Genomic DNA, 18939 nt, shown 5'->3' with positions numbered 1-18939 from the left:
CAATTTTTTAAATTGAAACAAAAAAATTGCCACATAATTTGGAAAGAATCATATTTCAAATTTACTTTGCAATACAAAGTTCTTTTTTATCCTTATGACATCTAAAAAAATTACAATAGCGTTTAATATCAGTCGACCGACTTTAAGTCTGATACTACTGACATTGCTCAGTTCTGTATTATTACTGGCTGGTGTAATAAAGACGCATCATCTGAGGGGCATCTACTTACTCTGGAATCTGTTTTTAGCCTGGGTTCCATTATTTTTTATTCTGGTTGCCCGCAGGTATCAGTCTTTGCCACATGCCTCATTTCGTTTCAGCCAGACTATAGTTTACAGCTGCCTGGGTTTCTGGCTGTTATTTTTTCCAAATTCGCCTTATATAATTACGGATCTGATTCACCTAACAGAGTCGCAGCTGCACCTATTGTGGTTTGATTCCGTTAGTTTTTTCATTGTAGCGCTGGCAGGTTTAGCAACCGGACTTTACTCTCTGCTGGTGGCGCACGAAATTATTGAAAAGCTAACAGGCAGAATATGGGCCTGGGCGATAGTTTTCTCGAGTGTGGTGCTGTCTGGTTTTGGCTTATACCTGGGCCGGTATATCCGTTTCAATAGCTGGGATTTGTTCACCAACCCTGCTTTTTTGTTCAGAAAATCAATCCATGAGCTTCAAAATCCGCTGGCTATACAAACCACAATGGTTTTCTCGCTGGTGGTTATGGTGCTATATGTTTCATTAATTCTGTTGATGCCTGCCTCTTATGAACGTTCCAAAAATGTTGCATAGTTTTAAATATGCTTTTAAGGGTGTAAAAGTGCTGCTTCAGGAAAACAACGCCCGGTTTCATCTGCTGGCAACGGTTGCGGTTGTTTTAAGTGGCATACTCTTAAAACTAAGTTTTGCCGAATGGTCAGCTACCATTATATCAATCGGACTGGTATGGATGGCCGAAGCCTTTAATACCGCGTTAGAAAAACTATGCGATTTTGTTTCGGAAGGTTACCATCCTTTAATCGGTAAAATAAAGGATTTATCAGCAGCCGCAGTTTTAATCATTTCGGTTTGTGCTGCAATTATCGGAATTATTATATTTTTGCCTAAAATTTTAGCTAATCTATGAACGAGCACCTAGAACAACTGAAGGAAATACGCTCTCTGATGGAACGTTCGTCTAAGTTTCTTTCCTTAAGCGGGTTTTCCGGTATTTCAGCCGGTATCTGTGCTTTAATAGGTGCCTGGTATGCACACCAGAAAATTCATGTTGATGGTTTATATCAGTTGTTTGACCCGGCCGTCAGGCATGAGATTGTTCCGGCACTGCTGCTTGACGCAGCCCTTGTGTTGGTGTCTGCACTGGTAACAGGAGTGTTTTTTACTGTAAGAAAAGCCCGTAAAAAAGGGTTGGATGTCTGGACATCTACTTCAAAACGCTTGCTGACAAGCATGCTTATTCCGTTATTTGCCGGAGGTATCTTCGGCTTGGGGTTGCTGTATCACGGATTTTTCTGGCTTTGTTTTCCAACTACACTTGTTTTTTATGGCATTGCGCTGGTAAATGCCAGTAAATATACTGTTCATGATACTTTTTATCTGGGCATAAGTGAGATTGTGCTGGGTATTGTGGCTTTGTTTTTGGCAAAATGGAATTTGCTGTTCTGGGCAATTGGGTTTGGTGGGTTGCACATTATTTATGGATTAGTGGTGTATTTCAGATATGATAGAAAATAGTTTTGGCGCCAGGTAGCTAAAAGCGCCTGACGCTGGTGAATAATATGAATTTACTTCAGAATTTTAATAAAGCATTTGAAAGCAAGGCCAGGCTGGGCATCATGTCGGTGCTGATGGTGAATGACGACGTCTCTTTTAATGCCATGAAAGAGATATTGTCTTTGACTGACGGTAACCTTGCCACACACCTACGCGCACTGGAAGAAGCTAATTACATTTCGTTCAGAAAAGAATTTGTAGGCCGCAAACCCAATACCGTTTATTCGGCAACTGAGCCAGGCAAAAAGGCTTTTAACGAACACCTGAACGAGTTGGAGAAATTTATTAAAGGGACATGATTTTTTTTGCCATTTTACTTTGTAAAACAAAGAACTTTTTAACTATATATTTATGAATCAGCTAAGTTTTCGTTTACTATCAGTAGTAATACTTACCATCGTTTTTAATTATTTTTTCTGGCTTGAGAAATTCGGCATCAATCTCTTGCATTTCAATACCTCACTCATTGCCTTGCTGGCCCTGTATAACAAAATAAAATTTGACACCATACCCTTGCGTGTTGCTTTGGGTACGGTATTGCTGACAGGTGCTATGGTAATTGTTTATAATTCTGTTCTCAGTATATTAGTGCATTTGTTATGTTTCTTGGTTCTGACAGGTTTTATACACCGGCGTGAACTTACAAGTGTTGGCGGCGCCTTATGGCAGTATGGACTAAACCTGCTTATGACTACCTTTGAACCCCTGCTCCTGCTTGCCGAAACCAAAAACAAGCTAAACAATAAGAATCAGCTTCTGGGTAAATCGGTCAGCATTGCACAATTGTTGCTGATTCCAATTATTGCTTTTGCGGTTTTCCTGCTTATTTTTAAATCAGCCAATCCAATTTTTAGTGACATAGTTACAACCCCCTTTGCCTGGCTTTTTGAGGCCATGGAAAGGTTTTTTACTGATTTTTCGATAGGTCATTTCATCTTTCTGCTATTCGGTGCCGGCTTTATTTTCAGTGTATTGTTTAACTGGGGACGAGTAAATAATCTGTACCAAATCAAACAAAGACCTGGAACAATTGCTACCCCGGAAAAACCCAATGAAAAGTCGGCAATTAATGAATACAGCACTGCGCTATTACTAATTGTATCGGTTAATATTTTACTGCTTATCATTAACATTATTGACATAAAATTCTTGTGGTTTAATCTGGGAGCAGACTTAAAATCAGCGCATGAGTTGTCTAAACTCGTACATGAGGGAACCTACCTGCTTATTCTAAGCATTGTACTTTCAATATTTATTCTAATCTATTACTTCCGTAATGAGCTCAATTTCCTGCCCGGCAACCGGTGGCTTGTTGTGGCTTCCTACGTATGGATTATTCAGAACGGTTTCCTGATTATCTCGGTTCTCCTACGAAATTATGAGTATATTACCAATTATGGGCTCGCTCACGGTCGCATAGTCGTAATTTTCTTACTGCTAATTACTACTATCGGTTTAATTTTACTTTGGCTCAAAATCAAGCATAAATACACAATCCTGCATTCTTTCAAACAGGCGTGTTGGGGTTTACTTTTATCACTGGTAAGTTTTACACTTTTTGATTGGGACAGCATGATTGTGCAGTATAATCTATCTACCCAAAAAGCAGCAGACATTGATTACTATTATTTGAATACGCTCTCAGACCGAACACTTCCTTTGTTGTATGAAAACAGATCGAAGATAGAAGAAAGCAGCAGGATACATAATCATTTTAATAAGCTATATGATACCGACAGGCTTAATATACGAATCAGTTATTATCTCAAAAAACAAAAGGGATACAACTGGGTATCCTGGGATTTATCAAACAGCAAAGCGGTTAACTATTTTAAAGACAAAAAAATTGAAATACCTAATAAACAACCTGGGTCTAATACCCCTGAAAGTGCTTATTAAAACGGCACAAAAAATGAAAGCCTGCGGTTAAGGCAGGCTTTCATAAAATATTGATTAATGGATATTATCTACGCGCCAACTTGGCTAATAATTTCAGAATCTCTAAATAAAGCCATATTATTGTTACCATCAGTCCGAAGGCTGAATACCACTCCATATATTTTGGCAATTGCATACGTGCTCCTTCTTCAATCAGGTGGAAATCGATAATCAGATTCATGGCAGCAATGGTTACAACCACGCCTGAGAAGATGATACCGATGGTACCGCCTTGATGAATATAAGGAATACTGATGCTGAACATACCTAAAATCCAGGTAAGCATATACAACAGAAAAACAGCGCCGGTAGCCGCGGCAACGCCAACCATAAAACCTCTGGTAGCTTTAATGATACCGGTTTTATATAATACCCACATAACAAATACAACTCCGAAAGTAAGACCTGCCGCAATAAAAGCAAATTGATGAAAAATGGCAGAAATTGCACCAATAGCTAAACCTTCTAACAAAGCATAAGTAGGTGCCAGCTGCGGTGCCCATTCTTTTTTAAATGCCAGCACAACGGCACACAGAAGGCCGCCTATGCATCCGGCGGGTATCAACATCGGGGCAATGCTCCAACCTTCTAGTAAACCCACCCAGGAAACGGCCGAAGATGCTAATAGAATGAATAACAAAATACCTACTTTGGTGAGTGTACTTTGTACTGTCATGACCTCGCCATTGCTATAAGCAAGGTCAATCTTTGTAAATGTTTTTTCCGAAAATACCGGATTAGCCATAGTTAAAAATTGTTTAAGTGATTGTATGAAGATACAAATTAGCAAATTTCCGGTTCCTATACAAGTACCGGTAAATGAATTTATTTTAAATAAAATATTAGGTATTCAATGCCTGAAAAAAGAATATCTTCTCAGAAAACCGTTTAAATTTTGCGTTTCAGCTCGAAGTGCTGGCCCAGATATACCTTTCGTACCAGTTCATCACCTGCCAGTTCTTCGGCTGTACCCTGCCGTAGAATTTTACCTTCAAACAACAGATAGGCTCTGTCGGTAATCGAAAGGGTTTCGTTTACGTTATGGTCGGTTATCAGAATGCCGATATTACGGTGTTTGAGCTTGGCAACAATACCCTGAATCTCTTCTACGGCAATGGGGTCTACACCTGCAAAGGGTTCGTCTAACAATATAAACTTGGGGTCAACAGCTAATGCGCGGGCAATTTCTGTACGTCGGCGTTCGCCACCCGAACAAACAATTCCTTTATTTTTTCTGACATGCGTAAGGCTGAACTCCTCCAGCAAGGTTTCGGTTTTCTCTTTTCGCTCTGCTTTTGTCATGCCGGGTTTTGCCAGTTCCAGCACCCCCAGGATATTCTCTTCAACCGTTAATTGCCTGAACACCGAGGGTTCTTGTGCCAGATACCCTACACCCAGTTTGGCACGCTTGTACATAGGCAGGGCAGTAATATCGAGGTCATCAAGCCAAACCTTACCACTATTGGGTTTTACCAGACCAGTGGCCATATAAAACGACGTGGTTTTTCCGGCACCGTTAGGACCAAGCAGCCCCACAATTTCACCTTGTGCTACCTGATAACTTACGTTATTGTTAACTAAGCGTTGCCCGTATTTTTTAATAAGGTTTTCAGTACGTAGAATCATCTCTTGCTATTCAGCCGTTTCTTTTGCAAAACTAACGTCTTTTCTTCATAAATCTTGTTAATATTTATTAAATCATTGTCAGGGCCTTATATTTGGCGTAACATCCAAACCCCTTTTTTTCATGCAAACAGCTTTACTTCAACTGAAGCAATTGGTATCAGGCATCCACCCTTTATCTGATGCTGACTGGAAGGAGTTTTCGACACACTGGAGGCCCTTCACAGCCAAAAGAAAAGAGCTGTTAACTGCTATGGGCGAAAAAGAAAGGTATCTCTACTTTGTTATAGATGGCGTGCAGAGAGTGTATTATTTTGACGAGCAAAACAGGGAAGCAACACTGGTTTTCACTTATTGTCCTTCGTTTGGTGGTGTGCTTGATTCATTGCTATTGCAAACGCCCTCAAAATATTTTTATGAAACCCTGACACCCTCGATTTTTCTTCGGGCGCCCGTAAGCGAGCTAAAGATACTTATGCAAAGCCGACCCGCCATTGAAACACTTATCAGACAGGGAACTACACACGCGTTGTCTGGTTTACTGACCAGACTGGTTGAATTGCAATGTTATTCAGCCGAAGAACGCTTTATGGAGTTGCTGAAACGCAGCCCGCATATTCTGCAACTGGTGCCACATAAGTATCTGGCCAATTATCTGGGTATGGATGCCACCAACTTCAGCAAGTTTATTAACCGGATAAAAATTTAGAAATATTGGTAAATACCAAGAATTAAGAAGTCTGGCCTGATGAATTTTGCAGTAGAAAACAAAATAGCTTACATGGAGAAAGTTGATAAAATACAATTGCTGGAAAAATTGGAGAACGAGGTAGAAAACCACCTGCATGCAGCCATCAGCACTTTTCAGAACCTGAATGGAGATATCTTATTGAAGCCGCCTTATAATGGTGGGTGGAGCATTGCCCAATGTTTTGAACACCTGAACAGCTACGGCTTATACTACCTGCCACAAATTGAAAAAGGCATTAGAGAAAATCAGGAAAAACCGTTCAATGATACTTTTAAGAGCAGTTGGCTGGGCCGCTACTTTACCCGGATGATGTTACCATCAAACACCAAAAAATACAAAGCATTTAAAGGGCATATACCCGCTCCTGACCTGAATGCGCACGAAGTAATGGCCGAGTTCATTAATCAACAGGAAACATTGCTCCGGTATTTGAAAGAAGCCGGAAAGGTAGATTTGAATGCGATTCGAATACCTATTTCAATTGGGAAATTTATAAAATTAAAACTGGGCGATGTGTTTCAGTTTATCATAGCACACAATGAACGCCATATTCAACAGGCAGGCAGAGTATTAGATGCACTAAAGAGTTATGAGAAGATAGCATAGTAAAAGGGGACGGCACAGGCCTTTCCCTCTTATGATTTTCTAATACTTAATGTCTTTCAGCATTAACTGCAAAGTAGTTTTATTATTGAAAGTGTTCTCTTCAATCTGGTAGGCAATTCTGAAATACTTCTGTTGTGTCAGCCTCCTGAAGTGTTCTTCTACCATACCAAAACCAACAGCCGTAAAGACAGCACCGGTATCTTCTTCCAGAAGCTCCAGTTTCAGGTGCTTTTCTTTCATGATACGGGGCGTGTACTTCAGCGTAAGGTTTTCTGTAACAAAAACAGGCTGCATGTTTTCCGGCCCGAACGGCGCCATCTGGTTTATTATCCGATGAAACTTAGAGGTGATGTCTGCCAGCCGGATTTTTAAATCTACATTTATTACCGGGGTTTGCTGCTCTTCTGTTATATACCTGGTTACTACTTTGTCAAACTCCTGTTGAAACGGCTGAATATTTTGGATGCTCAGGGTCATACCCGCAGCATGCTTATGCCCACCGAATTGCTCTAACAGATGCGAACACTCTTCTAAAGCTGAATACAAATCGAATCCGGCTACCGAACGTGCCGAACCGGCAGCCATTGCCTCTTTGGTTTTAGTAAAAATAATGGTTGGCCGGTAGTACTTTTCAATACAGCGGCTGGCAACAATTCCAATTACGCCTTTGTGCCAGTCTTCTCTGTACAGAACCGTACTCTTGGCAGTACTACTCAACCAGGCATCCTGCTCAATCATGGCCAGGGCTTCTTCGGTCATGCGGGTATCATGGCCCCGGCGTTCGGTATTATGTTTTTGTATTTCTTCGGCAAAAGCAAGCGCTTCATCAAAATTATCAGACAACAACAGTCTTACGGCATCACGGGCATGCTTTATTCTGCCTGCTGCGTTTATGCGCGGCCCCAATACAAACACAACATTTTCAATGCTCATGTTACTATTGAAACCTGCCACACTCTTCAACGCTTTTAGTCCAATTTGCGGATTTTCGTTCAGTTTCTTTAAACCATAATAGGCAAAAATCCTGTTTTCGCCGGTAATTGGTACTATATCAGACGCTATACTAACTACGCATAAATCAATATATTGATACAGTTTGGTTAATGGAATATTGTTTCGGACACAATAAGCCTGCAAAAGCTTAAAGCCCACTCCATTGCCGGTTAATTCTTTGTAAGGATAAGCGCAATCTTTGCGTTTGGGGTCAAGCACAGCCACAGCATCAGGCAGGTTTTCATCCGGCTCGTGGTGGTCGCATACAATAAAATCTATTTTATACTGTTCCTTAGCAATTTTTACTTTGTCTTGCGCTTTTATGCCACAGTCGAGGCAAATAATTAAAGAAGCGCCCTGTTGTGCGGCAAACTCAATACCCTGTAATGAAACACCGTATCCTTCCAGATAACGGTCGGGGTTATAGTATTCAATGTTTGGGTAAAAAGTACTTAAAAAACCATAAACCAGCGCAACGGCCGTGGTGCCATCCACATCATAATCACCGTAAACAAGTATCTTCTCTTTCGTATTAATGGCTGCTTCCAGCCGTGCAACTGCCTTGTCCATATCAGCCATCAGGAATGGGTCATGCAGATGCGACAGTTGCGGACGGAAAAAATCTTTTGCCTGTTCAAAATTACTGATACCTCTCTGCACCATCATATTAGCCAGGGTATTATCAATATTCAATTGCCCGGCTAACGTTTTAACCACCTGTTGATCAGGGACAGATTTATATGCCCACCTCTTTTCGTACATTTATCGTTCTTTTATTCAGCTGATTACAACGCCGTAATTATAAGTTCCTAACTAATTCTTCTTGTTTTTGTGTAAGCCTGAATCGCTCTCCGTAAGTGTTGGCTAACCGGTTACATTCGTTTATAAAAGTCTCTTTGCCTACAAATTCAGGAAAATTGAGCGTTCCACCTGCGTAAGGCGGGAATCCCCAGGCCAGAATAGAACCAATATTGCCATCCAGTTTTGTTGTCAGCACGCCTTCATCAAAACAACGGATTGACTCTACCACCTGGCGGTAAAGCAGGCGCTTTTTCACTTCATCCATTTCAGGCTGCGAATCTGATACAGGGAAATATTCAGCCAAACCATCCCAAAGATATTTTTTACCATCGGCGGGATACTCATAAAATCCTTTTTTATTCTTTTTGCCCAACCGGCCCAAATCTTCCACCATCAATCTGATAGCCTGATACGTGTCATCGCTTTCAGTTAAAGCGCCATCCGCAATACTTTGCCTGGTAATTTTAAGAGCCAGATCAAGGGCTACTTCATCAGATACAGCCAAAGCCCCTACCGGCATTCCGGCATATTTGCCTGCGTTTTCAATCAGAACCGGGTCTACGCCATCTTTTAGCAGATAAATACCCTCGCTGGTATAGGTACTGAAACAACGAGAGGTGTAAAAGCCTCTTGAATCATTTACCACGATAGGTGTCTTTCTGATTTTCTTTACGTAGTCGACGGCTAATGCCACTGCATAATCTGAAGTTTGCTTACCACGAATCAACTCTACAAGCATCATTTTATCAACCGGAGAAAAAAAGTGTATACCAATGAAGTTTTCCGGTTTGGCAGATGCCTTTGCTAAGCCTGAGATAGGTATAGTTGAGGTGTTAGAGCCAAACACCCCACCTTCTGCCAGCATGGGTTCTGCTTCTTGTGTTACGGTGGCTTTCAACTCGCGGTTCTCAAAAACAGCCTCAATTATCAAATCGCAGCCTTTTAAATCTGCTGCTTTGTCGGTTGGCTGAATCAGGCTTAGTAACAGGTCTCCTTTTTCTTTAGTGGTTTTACCTTTTTCTATCCCTTTTTGTACTAAAGACCGTGAATAATCCTTTCCTTTTTCGGCACCTTCTATACTTACATCTTTTAAAACTACCTCAATACCGGCCATTGCCGATACATAAGCTATGCCCGAACCCATAAAGCCAGCTCCTAATATACCAAGTTTCTTTACCTCAGTTTTAGGAACATCCTTCGGGCGGCTTGCGCCTTTATCGGCTTCGTTTTTGCCCAGAAACATTACGCCAATCAGGTTTTTTGCTTCTCTTGAGGTGGCAACTTTTACAAAATGCCGTACTTCTATGGCAATGGCTCTGTCAATATTTACCTGTAGGCCTTCATAAACACAAGAAAGTATCTCAATCGGTGCCGGATAATTCCCTTTGGTTTTATCCATAATCATGGCTGTGCCACCGGCAAAGGTACGCATTCCCGTTGGCGACTGCACATTACCACCCGGTACTTTATAGTTTTCGCGCGCTTTAATAGCACCCGTCTTTTTATCAAATTCGTCCCAGGGTTGTATGGCTTTCGGGTTCGCTAATATCCACTTCATGGCTTTTTCCATAAGCTCTTCTCTGGTGGCGGCCAAATCATTTACCATACCATAGCCAAAGGCTTCTTTGGGGCTTATGCGCTTGCCTTCAACCATCAACAGCAAGGCGGGTTCCATGCCAATCAGGCGTGGTAAACGTTGTGTTCCGCCACCGCCGGGCAATAAACCCAGCTGCACTTCCGGCAAGCCAATCTGTGCTTTGGGGTTGTCTAAAGCTATTCTGTAATGACAAGACAGACACACCTCGAAGCCTCCGCCCAGCGCTGTGCCGTTAATGGCCGCAACAACCGGCTTGCCGCAGGTTTCAAGTGTTCTGAAAATCTTATTAAAGTCGAGCGAAAATTTATAGGTTTCTGAAGGGTCTTTATCGTTATTTTTTAAAAGCATTTTCACATCTGCGCCTGCTATAAATTCATTTTTTTCTGAGGTAATAATTATACCCTTTACCTCGGAGTCGGCGTAAGCATTTTTAAGATGTGATTCAAATTCAGGAATAGAAACATCATTCAGTACATTCATGGGCGACGTGGTCATGTTCCAGCTGAGAATCGCCACATTGTTTTCAATTCTATAATTAATTTCCATTGTCAGGTTGAATTATGTGCTTTAAAATTAAATCTGCTTTTACTATATCTTTTGAACGCCCAAACAGCCGGAAAACCCTTTCCTGCTCCGGAAGCGTTGGTATTCTAACTTTTAATTGGCCTATGCTTAGCTCAGAATATTGATGTACCCGTAACTTTTGCCATTGGTTATTATTACAAACTTCCAAATCGCCCATTACCTCTACCCAAACGCCGCCTAACTGATACCTCGCGAAACGAGAACGAAATTTGTCTGAGTCTTTAGGTGCATAATCTTCTATTTTACTGGCTTGCCAACGATTCTTCAGAAAGTCGGCATCTCTTGCGGATGTCAGTAAATCAAGGTCTTCTGTTACCTCTAAAGGTACCCCAGCCAGTACAAGAGCCGAACTGCCGATGATGTAAACGGGGTCTTGCAATGCAGACAAATCATCAGCCAGATTCTCAATAGATTCCAGTATTTTATTGAATGGAGTCATTGTCAAATAAAGTATGCAAGCATACTGTTATGCAAATATAGAAATAATAGCGTAGCTAAGAAGCCTATCGATAAAATTTTATAAACAGGCCAGCCGCCTTTAAAATAAGACCGGAAAAGAAAGAAAAATACTGATTTTTTACCGTGTAATCAGGCAAGCCATGTGATAATAAATGCCAGAATTGCGGGTAGTGCCTGTACAAAAAATATACGTTTGCTGGCCGAAACGGCTCCGTAAACACCCGCCACAATTACACAGCCAAGAAAGAAAAAAGCCACATTTTTACTCCATACTGCATCGGTAATAAACAACGACCAGACAAGGCCAGCCGAAAGAAAGCCATTATATAAGCCCTGATTGGCAGCTAACGTTACAGTTTTAGGAAATAAATCTTTAGGTAATGAGCCAAAAACCTTAGGTCCTTTGGTTGTCCAGGCAAACATTTCAAGATACAATATATAAACGTGCTCTAAAGCAACCGCAGCAATCAGAATTTTAGAGAGTATTTCCATGGTTTTGTTTATTAAGGGTTTAAAAATTCAAGCCTTACTCCAATTTCGTTCACTTCCAGCCGTGCAGCTCTTCCACATGCCAGAGCCCGGTTTGCAGTGTCATGCCCGACGGGGAAACCATAACAAACTGGATAATTATATTCGGCCGCGTGTTCAGCAATAATCTCATAGGCATCCTTACCGAAAGGTTCATCGTTTTCTTTCAAATCATTAAAAGACCCCACAATCAGGCCTGCCAGCCTCTTCAGTTTTCCGGCTCTTTTCAGTTGCACCATCATGCGGTCTATGTTATAGAGGTATTCACCAACGTCTTCAATAAAAAGTATTTTATTGTCATAGTTGATGTCAGACGCAGACCCTATCAAATGCGCCAGCAGACACAGATTCCCTCCTGTTACAAGCCCTTCTGCCTCTCCTGCTCTGTTCATCTGATGCGCCGCTACTTCATACATGATCTCTTTACCAAAAAGAAATGGCTCTATCGACCTAAGAGAGGCGTTGTCTTTCATGAAAGTTTTAGGCATGGGCCCATGCAAACTCTGAAAACCAAGTGATTGAATATGGCTATGAACGGCAGTAATGTCAGAAAAACCGACAATCCATTTTGGATTCTGTTTGAAAAGACTGAAATCTATCTTATCAATAATTCTGGAACTGCCGTAGCCTCCTCGTGCCGAGAAAATGGCCTTGATTGATGAATCGTTAAGCGCCTGCTGAAAATCTGCTGCACGGATATTGTCATTGCCGGCAAAATCAAAATATGCCGCTCCTACCGAATCACCGGTTACAATATCCACTTGCCAGTTTTCACGCATAAATTCAATGGCCTGTTGGATATCCGCCGGGTCAATCTTACTAGCCAGAGCCACTATGGCCACTTTATCACCTTTACCTAAAACCGGGGGAGCAATTAAAGATTTCAAATATGAATGTCAATTTTAAGATATGCTAATAATTCAGTTCGGCCGGCTCATAATCACCGATTTTCTTAAGATCCAGTATATAGGCATCTTCTTCACCTGATTCAATCATCGATGCAAACCTGGCACCCCAAACCATTTCATTAGCCGTGTATGAATGTCTGTAGTAAATCGGGTCTGCAAAGGTATCATCAATACCCTGAATTGCTATCATAAATTCGGCATCACCTGCCAATAAAGATTCAGGTGTTTCATTATACAGCGGGCTGTCTTCAGTAAGCGGGTGGACAATCGTCCAGTTAGTCGGGAAAAAGTTTACTTTTGATCTTTCAAGCGTTAAACCAGAATACTTCCGGTTAGCCCTACCTTCTTTTTGCTCAATTTTTGAAAACACCACGCTTATTTCCATATTAATTAACTGGTTGCTTCGTTCATTTACAATTCTGAACATCATTGCGTTGGTATTCAGGTACGGTGAAACAAGCAGGTTTTTACTGAACAATATCCGCGGATTAGGTTTTGAAAACCGCCCGTACAACAGACCCGTAACAATTGCAAAAAGCATAAGCCCCATCATAGACTCTATGCTTGCCACCCAGCTGGCAATGAACCCATCGGGCGAAATGCGACCATAACCTACAGTAGTTAATGACTGAGCGCTAAAAAAGAATGCATCCCAGAACTGCGAGTGCGTGCTGGTCATGTTAACACCAATAAGGTGTTCTACCCCTATTAAATAATACGCTACCGCAAATAAAAAATTAAGTAAGATATATACCAGAAACACAATGAGGAAAAAGGTTTTCCATTGCATTGTAATGAAACGATTGTAGATATTGAGCCAGGCTTCAAAAGACTGTCCTTTTCGCTTCACGTTAAATTGGCCATCGCCCTTGAGAAGCCTTTTGCGGCGGTCAGTAAATTTGGTACCGAAGCCAAGATCCTGGCGGTTGCGCTCATTTTCGACAAGTATATTCTTTTTGCTCATAGCCTGCCTGCAGCGTGTTTTAGAGTAGTAATGTTTGCATCATAACATTAGCCAACTAAAAAAAAGTTTAAGGTATACTATAAAAATATAACGTCATCAATAACCGACTCACCCACATCTTTATTAATGAGGTCTATGAGCTTGGTTTTTGCCATAAAAAGTTCTTGCCGGAGGGGGGAAGATTCAAGGCGAAGATACAGCACTCTGTTTTTAACGTATATTTCTTTGGTTCTGGAAGCTATAATTTTACCCATCATGCGTTCCCAGAATGCCACCAGATAAGTTTCATTGAATTTTGATTTCAGATTGAAGGTTTTAAGAAACCCTTCGATGGCATCTTTCAGAGGCGTAGATTGCGAGCGTCGAGCGGTTTCTGATGGCATTGTTCAATGAATTTTAAGACTCTAAACAAATAATTTACCGGATGTTTGTAAAAACTACAAACATCTGCTTAGTAAGTTGAAAAAAAATAACGGATTTTACAAGTGAGACAGCATAACTATTTTAGCAACTCGGCCACTTCAAAACTGACGGCAGCTTTTTCAGCGCTGGCTTTTAGCATCGGATTCCGGGGAAGAGGAACTCTGATTTTATCATCATAATTAATGGCCAGATTTCTGGCAGGCACTTTCAGATAAAAAGTGTCTTTTAAATCATTAACAGCCGAAGCCGGGCCTTCAATAACAATCTCGGTTGGTGTTACATTTATCAGACTTGCAATTACGAAATTCTTCTCCAGGTCAACGGCAATACTGTCTACTTTCAATACTATGGTTTTTCTTACTTTCTTTTCGAATTTAAAAACCAGCGTATCTGTATTAACAAAATTTACCTTGGTATTGCGGAGTTTTTGGGTAAGTTTTTCTGTAAGCACTGCCGTGTCTAAATGGTTTTGAAGCTCGGGGTTTACGATTTCATACTCTAACGGAGATACATTAAAAAAGAAATTGTCTTTCAGCAGGTTCCATCCGGTGCTTGACACACTCACTTTAATGGTTTTGGGCAATGGGCTTACAGGAATATAGAGCGAATCGTTATACCTGATATCAATTGGGTAGTTAATTCTGGTTGTATAACCCGACTTGTTGAGGGCATTAAGCAGCCAATATACAGAGGCAGCAATAAAACACAAGACTAGTGTCTTAAAATTCATATAATTTAAGATTCCGGCTAAGTAGTTTTTAACCCCAAACCGGAACGGCATTCCGGTTTGGGGTTATATAACCTTTCTTATTTTTTTCTTGCAACTGACGATTTCTCAAAAGTAAGTCTGGCGCCACCACCGGCTGCAATAGTAACGGTTGTTTCATCTTTGGCAACAATTTTGCCGTGCAAACCACCAAAAGTTACAATTTCATCTCCTTCTTTCAATTCTTCAACCATTTTTTTCTGGTCGCTGGCTTTTTTCTGTTGCGGGCGTATCATGAAAAAATAAAATACCGCAACCATACCAACCATCATTATTATAGAAAACATTCCGTTTCCGCCTTGTGCTTGTAAGAGTACCATTTTATATTATTTATTATATTTTCTGTTGAATAAAATTTAAATTATTTAGCCTCTTTCGCCAGCACCTCTGCTGTAAATGAAATAGTTGATTGAGACGGATTAGCGTTAGAGTAAACCGTAACAAACTTTTTATTTACACCCACTTTACCGGTACTGTTAAAACTTACAACGATGGTATCTTTCTGGCCCACACCTATGGCAGTTTCTGGTTTTTTTGCCACAGTACAACCACATTGCACACCCACATTGAAAATCTGCAAAGGGCTTTTACCAACGTTGGTAAATACAAATTTATGCTCTACTATATCGCCTTCTTTTAATTTGCCGAAATCAAAATTCTCTTCTTCAAATGCAATTTTTGGCGCGTTAGCCAAGGCAGCAGCGGTATCAGCCGCAGCAGAGCCTGCTGACTCTTTGGAGCCAACCAGATTGCATGAAAAATTAAGACCTGCCAGAATGACTACCGCGCAAACTGATACAAATATTTGCTTCATTTTCTGAAATTTTAAGATTTTCGAATCAATTAATTCTTTGCCTTTATCTGGTTCATCAAAGATTCAACGTCTTCCAATAGTTTCTCTGCTTTCTGGCGTGCCTCACTAACTACTTTTTGCCCTTCAGCCTTGGCGGTGCTGTCGCCACCTACAACTTCCATGGCTACTTCATCCCCTCTTTCAATCAAATCATTGATAAATTTCTGTAATTGCTCACGGTATTTCGACAATCGATACGCCAGTTTATCGCGGGTTATTTCTCCTTTGTCTGGCGCATATAAAATACCTAAAGCAGCTCCGGTTGCTACACCAACTAAAAATGAGATAAAAGTTCTTGATGAATTGCTCATAATATCCTTTTCCCTGAGGGTTTATTTAATGATGGATAATAATTTGATTTAGTTTTCCGCCCCAAAGGTAATCTTTTCGTAGCGGATTATTCAACTTATTTATTGTCTAACATACCTCTTCCGCTCTTCCGTATTCTGCCGTCTTCTTTCAGTTCTTTTGAAAGGCCGTCTAAAATACCGTTTACAAACTGGCCGCTCTTTGGAGTACTGTAATCTTTGGCAATTTCAATGATTTCGTTTATGGTAACTTTAATTGGAATGCTCGGGTAATTAAGCATTTCAACAAGCGCCATTTTCAATAAAATCTGGTCGGTTTCCGAGATTCGCTCAATTTCCCAGTTTTTAAGTTTCGGAATCAGAACATCTTCCAAAGCTTTGGCTTCCAGAATGCTCTTGCGGTACAAAGTTTGTAAAAAATCTTTTCTTTCTTCCCATTCCTGGTCTAAAACTACAATTTTAAGCCGGCCGTCTTCTACAAAAGACTGGAAAGTATGCGTTACCGCGGCTCTAAGGGTTTCAACGTCATCAATCCAGTATAAATCCTGTTTTTCAAAATACTCCCAGGTAAGTTCATTTTTCAGAATTACATTTTTGAGCATGTATTTCAGAAACGAGAAATCTTCTTCAAGCGTATGATTTCTCTTTGAACAATATTCAATATAGTGAGCATTTTTGCGAAGAACCTCGCGATACAACTTGGCAGGAAGCACCTGTTCGCTACCCCAGCTTACATTGCGTCTGATTGCCTGTGTTTCAAGTAATTTTTCCTGACGGAGTTTTTTAATAATCTGGTTGTCAGACAATTTAGATGGGGTAACTTCTCTTTCGTCTGCCTCTGCACGATTAGCCAGTTCAATAAAAAACAATAAAAGAAGCAGATATAAGTCGTACACTTTCTCGGCTTCCATAATCATCCGGCCGGCATAGTGTTCTACATCTTTTTTATTTTTTAACAGAAAAAAATCTTTTGCTTTTTCAACCGACATCACCACCTCTCGTGGGGCTGTGAAATCTTCTTCTTTCTGGCGTGAAAATTCTTCCTGAAGTAGTTGCTGACCTAGTTTTTTGTAACCTTCTAATTTTTCCCGGTCCTGAAACTCCATTGAGTTCAAATCAGGAGCAAAATCGTCTGCAATAAGGTCTAAAGATAATTGGAAATTCGCACCTTCTGCTTGTTTATAAGCATATAAGGCTTGCATCGCACGAATCCGTATGAGGCGTCTGTTAAGCATAGGTGTTCAAAGAACGAGTTTTATGAGGCACAAAATTAATAAAAAAACACATACGGTCTAAGCCGTAACGTTTGAATTTATATTTTTCTCATACAGGCACCGGTTAAAATTGTTCAGAAACCCTGACTTTTACCTCTCTTTAATCTGCATTTCCCGGGCAATAAATATCACGTGCCATTTAAAATAAACGGCTGCCAATTTCATTATATTATTGCCTGAAGCTGCACAATTCTATAAAAGGCCAATGGCTGTAAATGCTTGAAAAATCAACTTTTTGAATTAGTTTTGAAAAAGAAAACAGGCCGCCAATGAAAAAGATATCCGGTTATATTTTTACGTGTTTACTGCTTTGCTGCTATGCAATTACCAGCGCCCAATCTTATTCTGGTGAGCAAATCAAAGAAGACCTGGCTGTACTGAAAAACGATATTGAAAAATACCACCCGGCGCCTTTTAAATACATATCGAAAGACCAATATAAACACCTTTATGACTCTATTGCGGCAACCATAAAAGGCAGGCTGACCTTGCGTGAAGCTTATTTTGCCTTCTTGCCCCTGGTTCAGTCTATCGGGTGTGGGCATACCCACATGATGCTCGACAGACGACTTCTCACGAAAAGTGCATCAGCTTCAGAAAAACCCAAATATTTTCCGTTCAGCGTTCGGCTTATTAATAATCAGTTGCTGGTATCAAGAAATTACTCGGCAGATAAGAAGATTACCCGCGGCACTGAAATTGTGGAAATTGACGGCCAGCCGGTAAAGAAAATACTGGAGAATCTGGAACGAAATTCTTTTTATAGCGGCGATGGCATAAACCCAAACGCACGCAAGTATTATACCATCAGGGAGTTCAGAAAATTATACTACTTATGGAAAGGTGAACAGGATTTTTTCACGATCAGTTACAGAAAACCAGGCACCGACAAACCAAAAACCATAAAAATAGAGGCAAAAGACTCTTATTTTATGGAAAAGATGCTTGAAACCAGATACCCTGATGTAGACGAAGACACTACCGGTATGGTGTCTTACAAGGTTATTGACTCTACACGTAAAGTAGCGCTGGTTGATGTACGCTCGTTTATGTATGATTTCCAGAACATGAAACGGGCTAATTTTGAAGGAGAAACGAAGAAGATTTTCAGAAAACTACAGGAAAACAAAATTGAAAACCTGATTCTTGATTTGCGTGGCAATTCAGGCGGTTTACTTGAGTATTCAACATTTTTGTTACGTTACTTTACCAATCAGCCATTTGATGCTTATCGCCTGGGTTTCAGAGATGAAAGTCTGCAAAGATTGAAACAAGACTATAAAAAGTATGATGGCAAATTTGCAAGAGAGGCCGCCACAAGGCTAAGCGCCGAGTTTTCCGTGCGCGACTCAGATGGCTTCCTTGAAAGTAAATATTCTCGCAAACAACGCCCTCATGATGAGTTCCGTTACAGTAACAATGTGTATGTATTAATGAACGGAGGCACGTTTTCGGCAGCGGCTTTGCTGGTTTCTAAACTACATAATATGGGCGTAGGCACCTACGTAGGCATGAGTTGCGGCGGCGCGTATGACGGCTGCTCGGCGGCCCAGTTTTCTACTATTCAGTTACCCAACACCTCGCTTGAAATCTCTCTTCCGCTGGGTAGGATTCTCTACAACATAGATTCAAAAAAATACGATAAACCTATTCTGTATCCCGACTTTGAAGTTAAGGCCAATCTGGAAGACTTCCTGAACAACGAAGATACGGTGTTGAAGTTTACATTAGACCTGATTAAGAATAAAATAAAAGTAAGATAATTGGCTTGCCTGATATGCATTAATCAGT

Annotated in this window: 22 protein-coding genes; 8 read left to right on the top strand and 14 right to left on the bottom strand. The window is 40.7% G+C overall.

What is annotated here, in order from left to right; all coding sequences use genetic code 11:
* Nucleotides 1-94 precede the first annotated feature (94 nt).
* The 5 genes from NZ848_RS03345 to NZ848_RS03325 are packed head-to-tail and all read left to right on the top strand — an operon-like array spanning nt 95 to nt 3670.
* Entirely contained in the window at nt 95-790 is a 696-nt protein-coding gene (locus NZ848_RS03345) for a DUF1361 domain-containing protein (RefSeq protein ID WP_259014349.1), read from the top strand.
* Complete coding sequence (locus NZ848_RS03340; RefSeq protein WP_259014348.1) at nt 780-1124, top strand: diacylglycerol kinase family protein; 345 nt, start codon at nt 780-782, stop codon at nt 1122-1124. Before NZ848_RS03345 ends, NZ848_RS03340 begins: the two co-directional genes overlap by 11 nt.
* Nucleotides 1121-1732 carry a hypothetical protein gene (locus tag NZ848_RS03335; protein ID WP_253533870.1) on the top strand — a complete coding sequence of 204 codons (612 nt, stop codon included), beginning with the start codon at nt 1121-1123 and terminating at the stop codon, nt 1730-1732. Before NZ848_RS03340 ends, NZ848_RS03335 begins: the two co-directional genes overlap by 4 nt.
* Before the next feature lie 44 nt (nt 1733-1776).
* Entirely contained in the window at nt 1777-2070 is a 294-nt protein-coding gene (locus NZ848_RS03330; RefSeq protein WP_253533869.1) for a winged helix-turn-helix domain-containing protein, read from the top strand.
* Nucleotides 2071-2122: 52 nt separating this feature from the next.
* On the top strand, nt 2123-3670 hold the full coding sequence (locus NZ848_RS03325; RefSeq protein WP_259014347.1) for a DUF4153 domain-containing protein: 1548 nt from the start codon (nt 2123-2125) through the stop codon (nt 3668-3670).
* 64 nt (nt 3671-3734) lie between these two features.
* On the opposite strand, the gene NZ848_RS03320 is transcribed toward NZ848_RS03325, so the two are convergent.
* Both NZ848_RS03320 and lptB read right to left on the bottom strand, forming a co-directional pair.
* Nucleotides 3735-4454: a Bax inhibitor-1/YccA family protein gene (locus tag NZ848_RS03320; protein WP_259014346.1), complete on the bottom strand. Its 720-nt coding sequence runs from the start codon at nt 4452-4454 to the stop codon at nt 3735-3737.
* A gap of 143 nt (nt 4455-4597) precedes the next feature.
* On the bottom strand, nt 4598-5335 hold the full coding sequence (lptB, locus tag NZ848_RS03315; protein ID WP_101725435.1) for an LPS export ABC transporter ATP-binding protein: 738 nt from the start codon (nt 5333-5335) through the stop codon (nt 4598-4600).
* Nucleotides 5336-5456: 121 nt separating this feature from the next.
* Here lptB and NZ848_RS03310 point away from each other — a divergent pair, with 121 nt between their 5' ends.
* Entirely contained in the window at nt 5457-6041 is a 585-nt protein-coding gene (locus tag NZ848_RS03310; protein WP_259014345.1) for a Crp/Fnr family transcriptional regulator, read from the top strand.
* Nucleotides 6042-6080: 39 nt separating this feature from the next.
* Nucleotides 6081-6689 (top strand): DinB family protein, encoded by a 609-nt coding sequence (locus NZ848_RS03305; protein ID WP_259014344.1) that lies wholly within the window; start codon nt 6081-6083, stop codon nt 6687-6689.
* Between the two features lie 39 nt (nt 6690-6728).
* Here NZ848_RS03305 and recJ read toward each other — a convergent pair whose 3' ends face one another.
* The 12 genes from recJ to nusB form a co-directional block, all read right to left on the bottom strand.
* Nucleotides 6729-8444 carry a single-stranded-DNA-specific exonuclease RecJ gene (gene recJ / locus NZ848_RS03300; RefSeq protein WP_259014343.1) on the bottom strand — a complete coding sequence of 572 codons (1716 nt, stop codon included), beginning with the start codon at nt 8442-8444 and terminating at the stop codon, nt 6729-6731.
* 37 nt (nt 8445-8481) lie between these two features.
* A complete protein-coding gene (locus NZ848_RS03295; protein WP_259014342.1) occupies nt 8482-10626 on the bottom strand; it encodes a 3-hydroxyacyl-CoA dehydrogenase NAD-binding domain-containing protein in 2145 nt (714 codons plus the stop codon).
* On the bottom strand, nt 10616-11104 hold the full coding sequence (locus NZ848_RS03290) for a hypothetical protein (protein ID WP_259014341.1): 489 nt from the start codon (nt 11102-11104) through the stop codon (nt 10616-10618). Before NZ848_RS03290 ends, NZ848_RS03295 begins: the two co-directional genes overlap by 11 nt.
* 149 nt (nt 11105-11253) lie before the next feature.
* Nucleotides 11254-11616: a DUF1304 domain-containing protein gene (locus NZ848_RS03285; protein WP_259014340.1), complete on the bottom strand. Its 363-nt coding sequence runs from the start codon at nt 11614-11616 to the stop codon at nt 11254-11256.
* An 11-nt stretch (nt 11617-11627) separates the two neighbouring features.
* On the bottom strand, nt 11628-12539 hold the full coding sequence (locus NZ848_RS03280) for a S66 peptidase family protein (protein WP_259014339.1): 912 nt from the start codon (nt 12537-12539) through the stop codon (nt 11628-11630).
* A 25-nt stretch (nt 12540-12564) separates the two neighbouring features.
* Nucleotides 12565-13524: an ion channel gene (locus NZ848_RS03275; RefSeq protein WP_259014338.1), complete on the bottom strand. Its 960-nt coding sequence runs from the start codon at nt 13522-13524 to the stop codon at nt 12565-12567.
* Between the two features lie 77 nt (nt 13525-13601).
* Nucleotides 13602-13907: a DUF721 domain-containing protein gene (locus tag NZ848_RS03270; RefSeq protein WP_101725444.1), complete on the bottom strand. Its 306-nt coding sequence runs from the start codon at nt 13905-13907 to the stop codon at nt 13602-13604.
* 116 nt (nt 13908-14023) lie between these two features.
* The gene (locus tag NZ848_RS03265) at nt 14024-14677 is read right to left on the bottom strand and encodes a hypothetical protein (protein WP_259014337.1); all 654 of its coding nucleotides are present in this window, start codon (nt 14675-14677) and stop codon (nt 14024-14026) included.
* Nucleotides 14678-14754: 77 nt separating this feature from the next.
* Nucleotides 14755-15033 (bottom strand): preprotein translocase subunit YajC, encoded by a 279-nt coding sequence (gene yajC / locus NZ848_RS03260; protein WP_101725446.1) that lies wholly within the window; start codon nt 15031-15033, stop codon nt 14755-14757.
* Nucleotides 15034-15074: 41 nt separating this feature from the next.
* Complete coding sequence (locus NZ848_RS03255; RefSeq protein WP_253533857.1) at nt 15075-15527, bottom strand: DUF1573 domain-containing protein; 453 nt, start codon at nt 15525-15527, stop codon at nt 15075-15077.
* A gap of 29 nt (nt 15528-15556) precedes the next feature.
* On the bottom strand, nt 15557-15877 hold the full coding sequence (locus NZ848_RS03250) for a YtxH domain-containing protein (protein ID WP_101725448.1): 321 nt from the start codon (nt 15875-15877) through the stop codon (nt 15557-15559).
* A gap of 95 nt (nt 15878-15972) precedes the next feature.
* Entirely contained in the window at nt 15973-17109 is a 1137-nt protein-coding gene (gene nusB, locus NZ848_RS03245; protein ID WP_253533856.1) for a transcription antitermination factor NusB, read from the bottom strand.
* Nucleotides 17110-17417: 308 nt separating this feature from the next.
* On the opposite strand from nusB, the gene NZ848_RS03240 reads away from it, so the two are divergent.
* Nucleotides 17418-18911 (top strand): S41 family peptidase, encoded by a 1494-nt coding sequence (locus tag NZ848_RS03240; protein ID WP_101725450.1) that lies wholly within the window; start codon nt 17418-17420, stop codon nt 18909-18911.
* Nucleotides 18912-18939 lie beyond the last annotated feature (28 nt).

This window comes from Emticicia fluvialis (assembly GCF_024793945.1).
In the GTDB taxonomy this organism is placed as follows: domain Bacteria; phylum Bacteroidota; class Bacteroidia; order Cytophagales; family Spirosomataceae; genus Emticicia; species Emticicia fluvialis.
Note: the sequence above shows the minus strand (reverse complement) of the source record. Positions and strands in the feature narration are given on the sequence as shown.

Coding starts and splice junctions, on each gene's coding strand:
- nusB (WP_253533856.1), bottom strand. CDS start 17,109: ATGCTTAACAGACGCCTCATACGGATTCGTGCGATGCAAGCCTTATAT.
- NZ848_RS03265 (WP_259014337.1), bottom strand. CDS start 14,677: ATGAATTTTAAGACACTAGTCTTGTGTTTTATTGCTGCCTCTGTATAT.
- NZ848_RS03320 (WP_259014346.1), bottom strand. CDS start 4,454: ATGGCTAATCCGGTATTTTCGGAAAAAACATTTACAAAGATTGACCTT.
- NZ848_RS03305 (WP_259014344.1), top strand. CDS start 6,081: ATGAATTTTGCAGTAGAAAACAAAATAGCTTACATGGAGAAAGTTGAT.
- NZ848_RS03255 (WP_253533857.1), bottom strand. CDS start 15,527: ATGAAGCAAATATTTGTATCAGTTTGCGCGGTAGTCATTCTGGCAGGT.
- NZ848_RS03270 (WP_101725444.1), bottom strand. CDS start 13,907: ATGCCATCAGAAACCGCTCGACGCTCGCAATCTACGCCTCTGAAAGAT.
- NZ848_RS03295 (WP_259014342.1), bottom strand. CDS start 10,626: ATGGAAATTAATTATAGAATTGAAAACAATGTGGCGATTCTCAGCTGG.
- NZ848_RS03250 (WP_101725448.1), bottom strand. CDS start 15,877: ATGAGCAATTCATCAAGAACTTTTATCTCATTTTTAGTTGGTGTAGCA.
- NZ848_RS03275 (WP_259014338.1), bottom strand. CDS start 13,524: ATGAGCAAAAAGAATATACTTGTCGAAAATGAGCGCAACCGCCAGGAT.
- NZ848_RS03345 (WP_259014349.1), top strand. CDS start 95: ATGACATCTAAAAAAATTACAATAGCGTTTAATATCAGTCGACCGACT.
- NZ848_RS03340 (WP_259014348.1), top strand. CDS start 780: ATGTTGCATAGTTTTAAATATGCTTTTAAGGGTGTAAAAGTGCTGCTT.
- NZ848_RS03290 (WP_259014341.1), bottom strand. CDS start 11,104: ATGACTCCATTCAATAAAATACTGGAATCTATTGAGAATCTGGCTGAT.
- yajC (WP_101725446.1), bottom strand. CDS start 15,033: ATGGTACTCTTACAAGCACAAGGCGGAAACGGAATGTTTTCTATAATA.
- NZ848_RS03325 (WP_259014347.1), top strand. CDS start 2,123: ATGAATCAGCTAAGTTTTCGTTTACTATCAGTAGTAATACTTACCATC.
- lptB (WP_101725435.1), bottom strand. CDS start 5,335: ATGATTCTACGTACTGAAAACCTTATTAAAAAATACGGGCAACGCTTA.
- NZ848_RS03310 (WP_259014345.1), top strand. CDS start 5,457: ATGCAAACAGCTTTACTTCAACTGAAGCAATTGGTATCAGGCATCCAC.
- NZ848_RS03335 (WP_253533870.1), top strand. CDS start 1,121: ATGAACGAGCACCTAGAACAACTGAAGGAAATACGCTCTCTGATGGAA.
- recJ (WP_259014343.1), bottom strand. CDS start 8,444: ATGTACGAAAAGAGGTGGGCATATAAATCTGTCCCTGATCAACAGGTG.
- NZ848_RS03330 (WP_253533869.1), top strand. CDS start 1,777: ATGAATTTACTTCAGAATTTTAATAAAGCATTTGAAAGCAAGGCCAGG.
- NZ848_RS03285 (WP_259014340.1), bottom strand. CDS start 11,616: ATGGAAATACTCTCTAAAATTCTGATTGCTGCGGTTGCTTTAGAGCAC.
- NZ848_RS03240 (WP_101725450.1), top strand. CDS start 17,418: ATGAAAAAGATATCCGGTTATATTTTTACGTGTTTACTGCTTTGCTGC.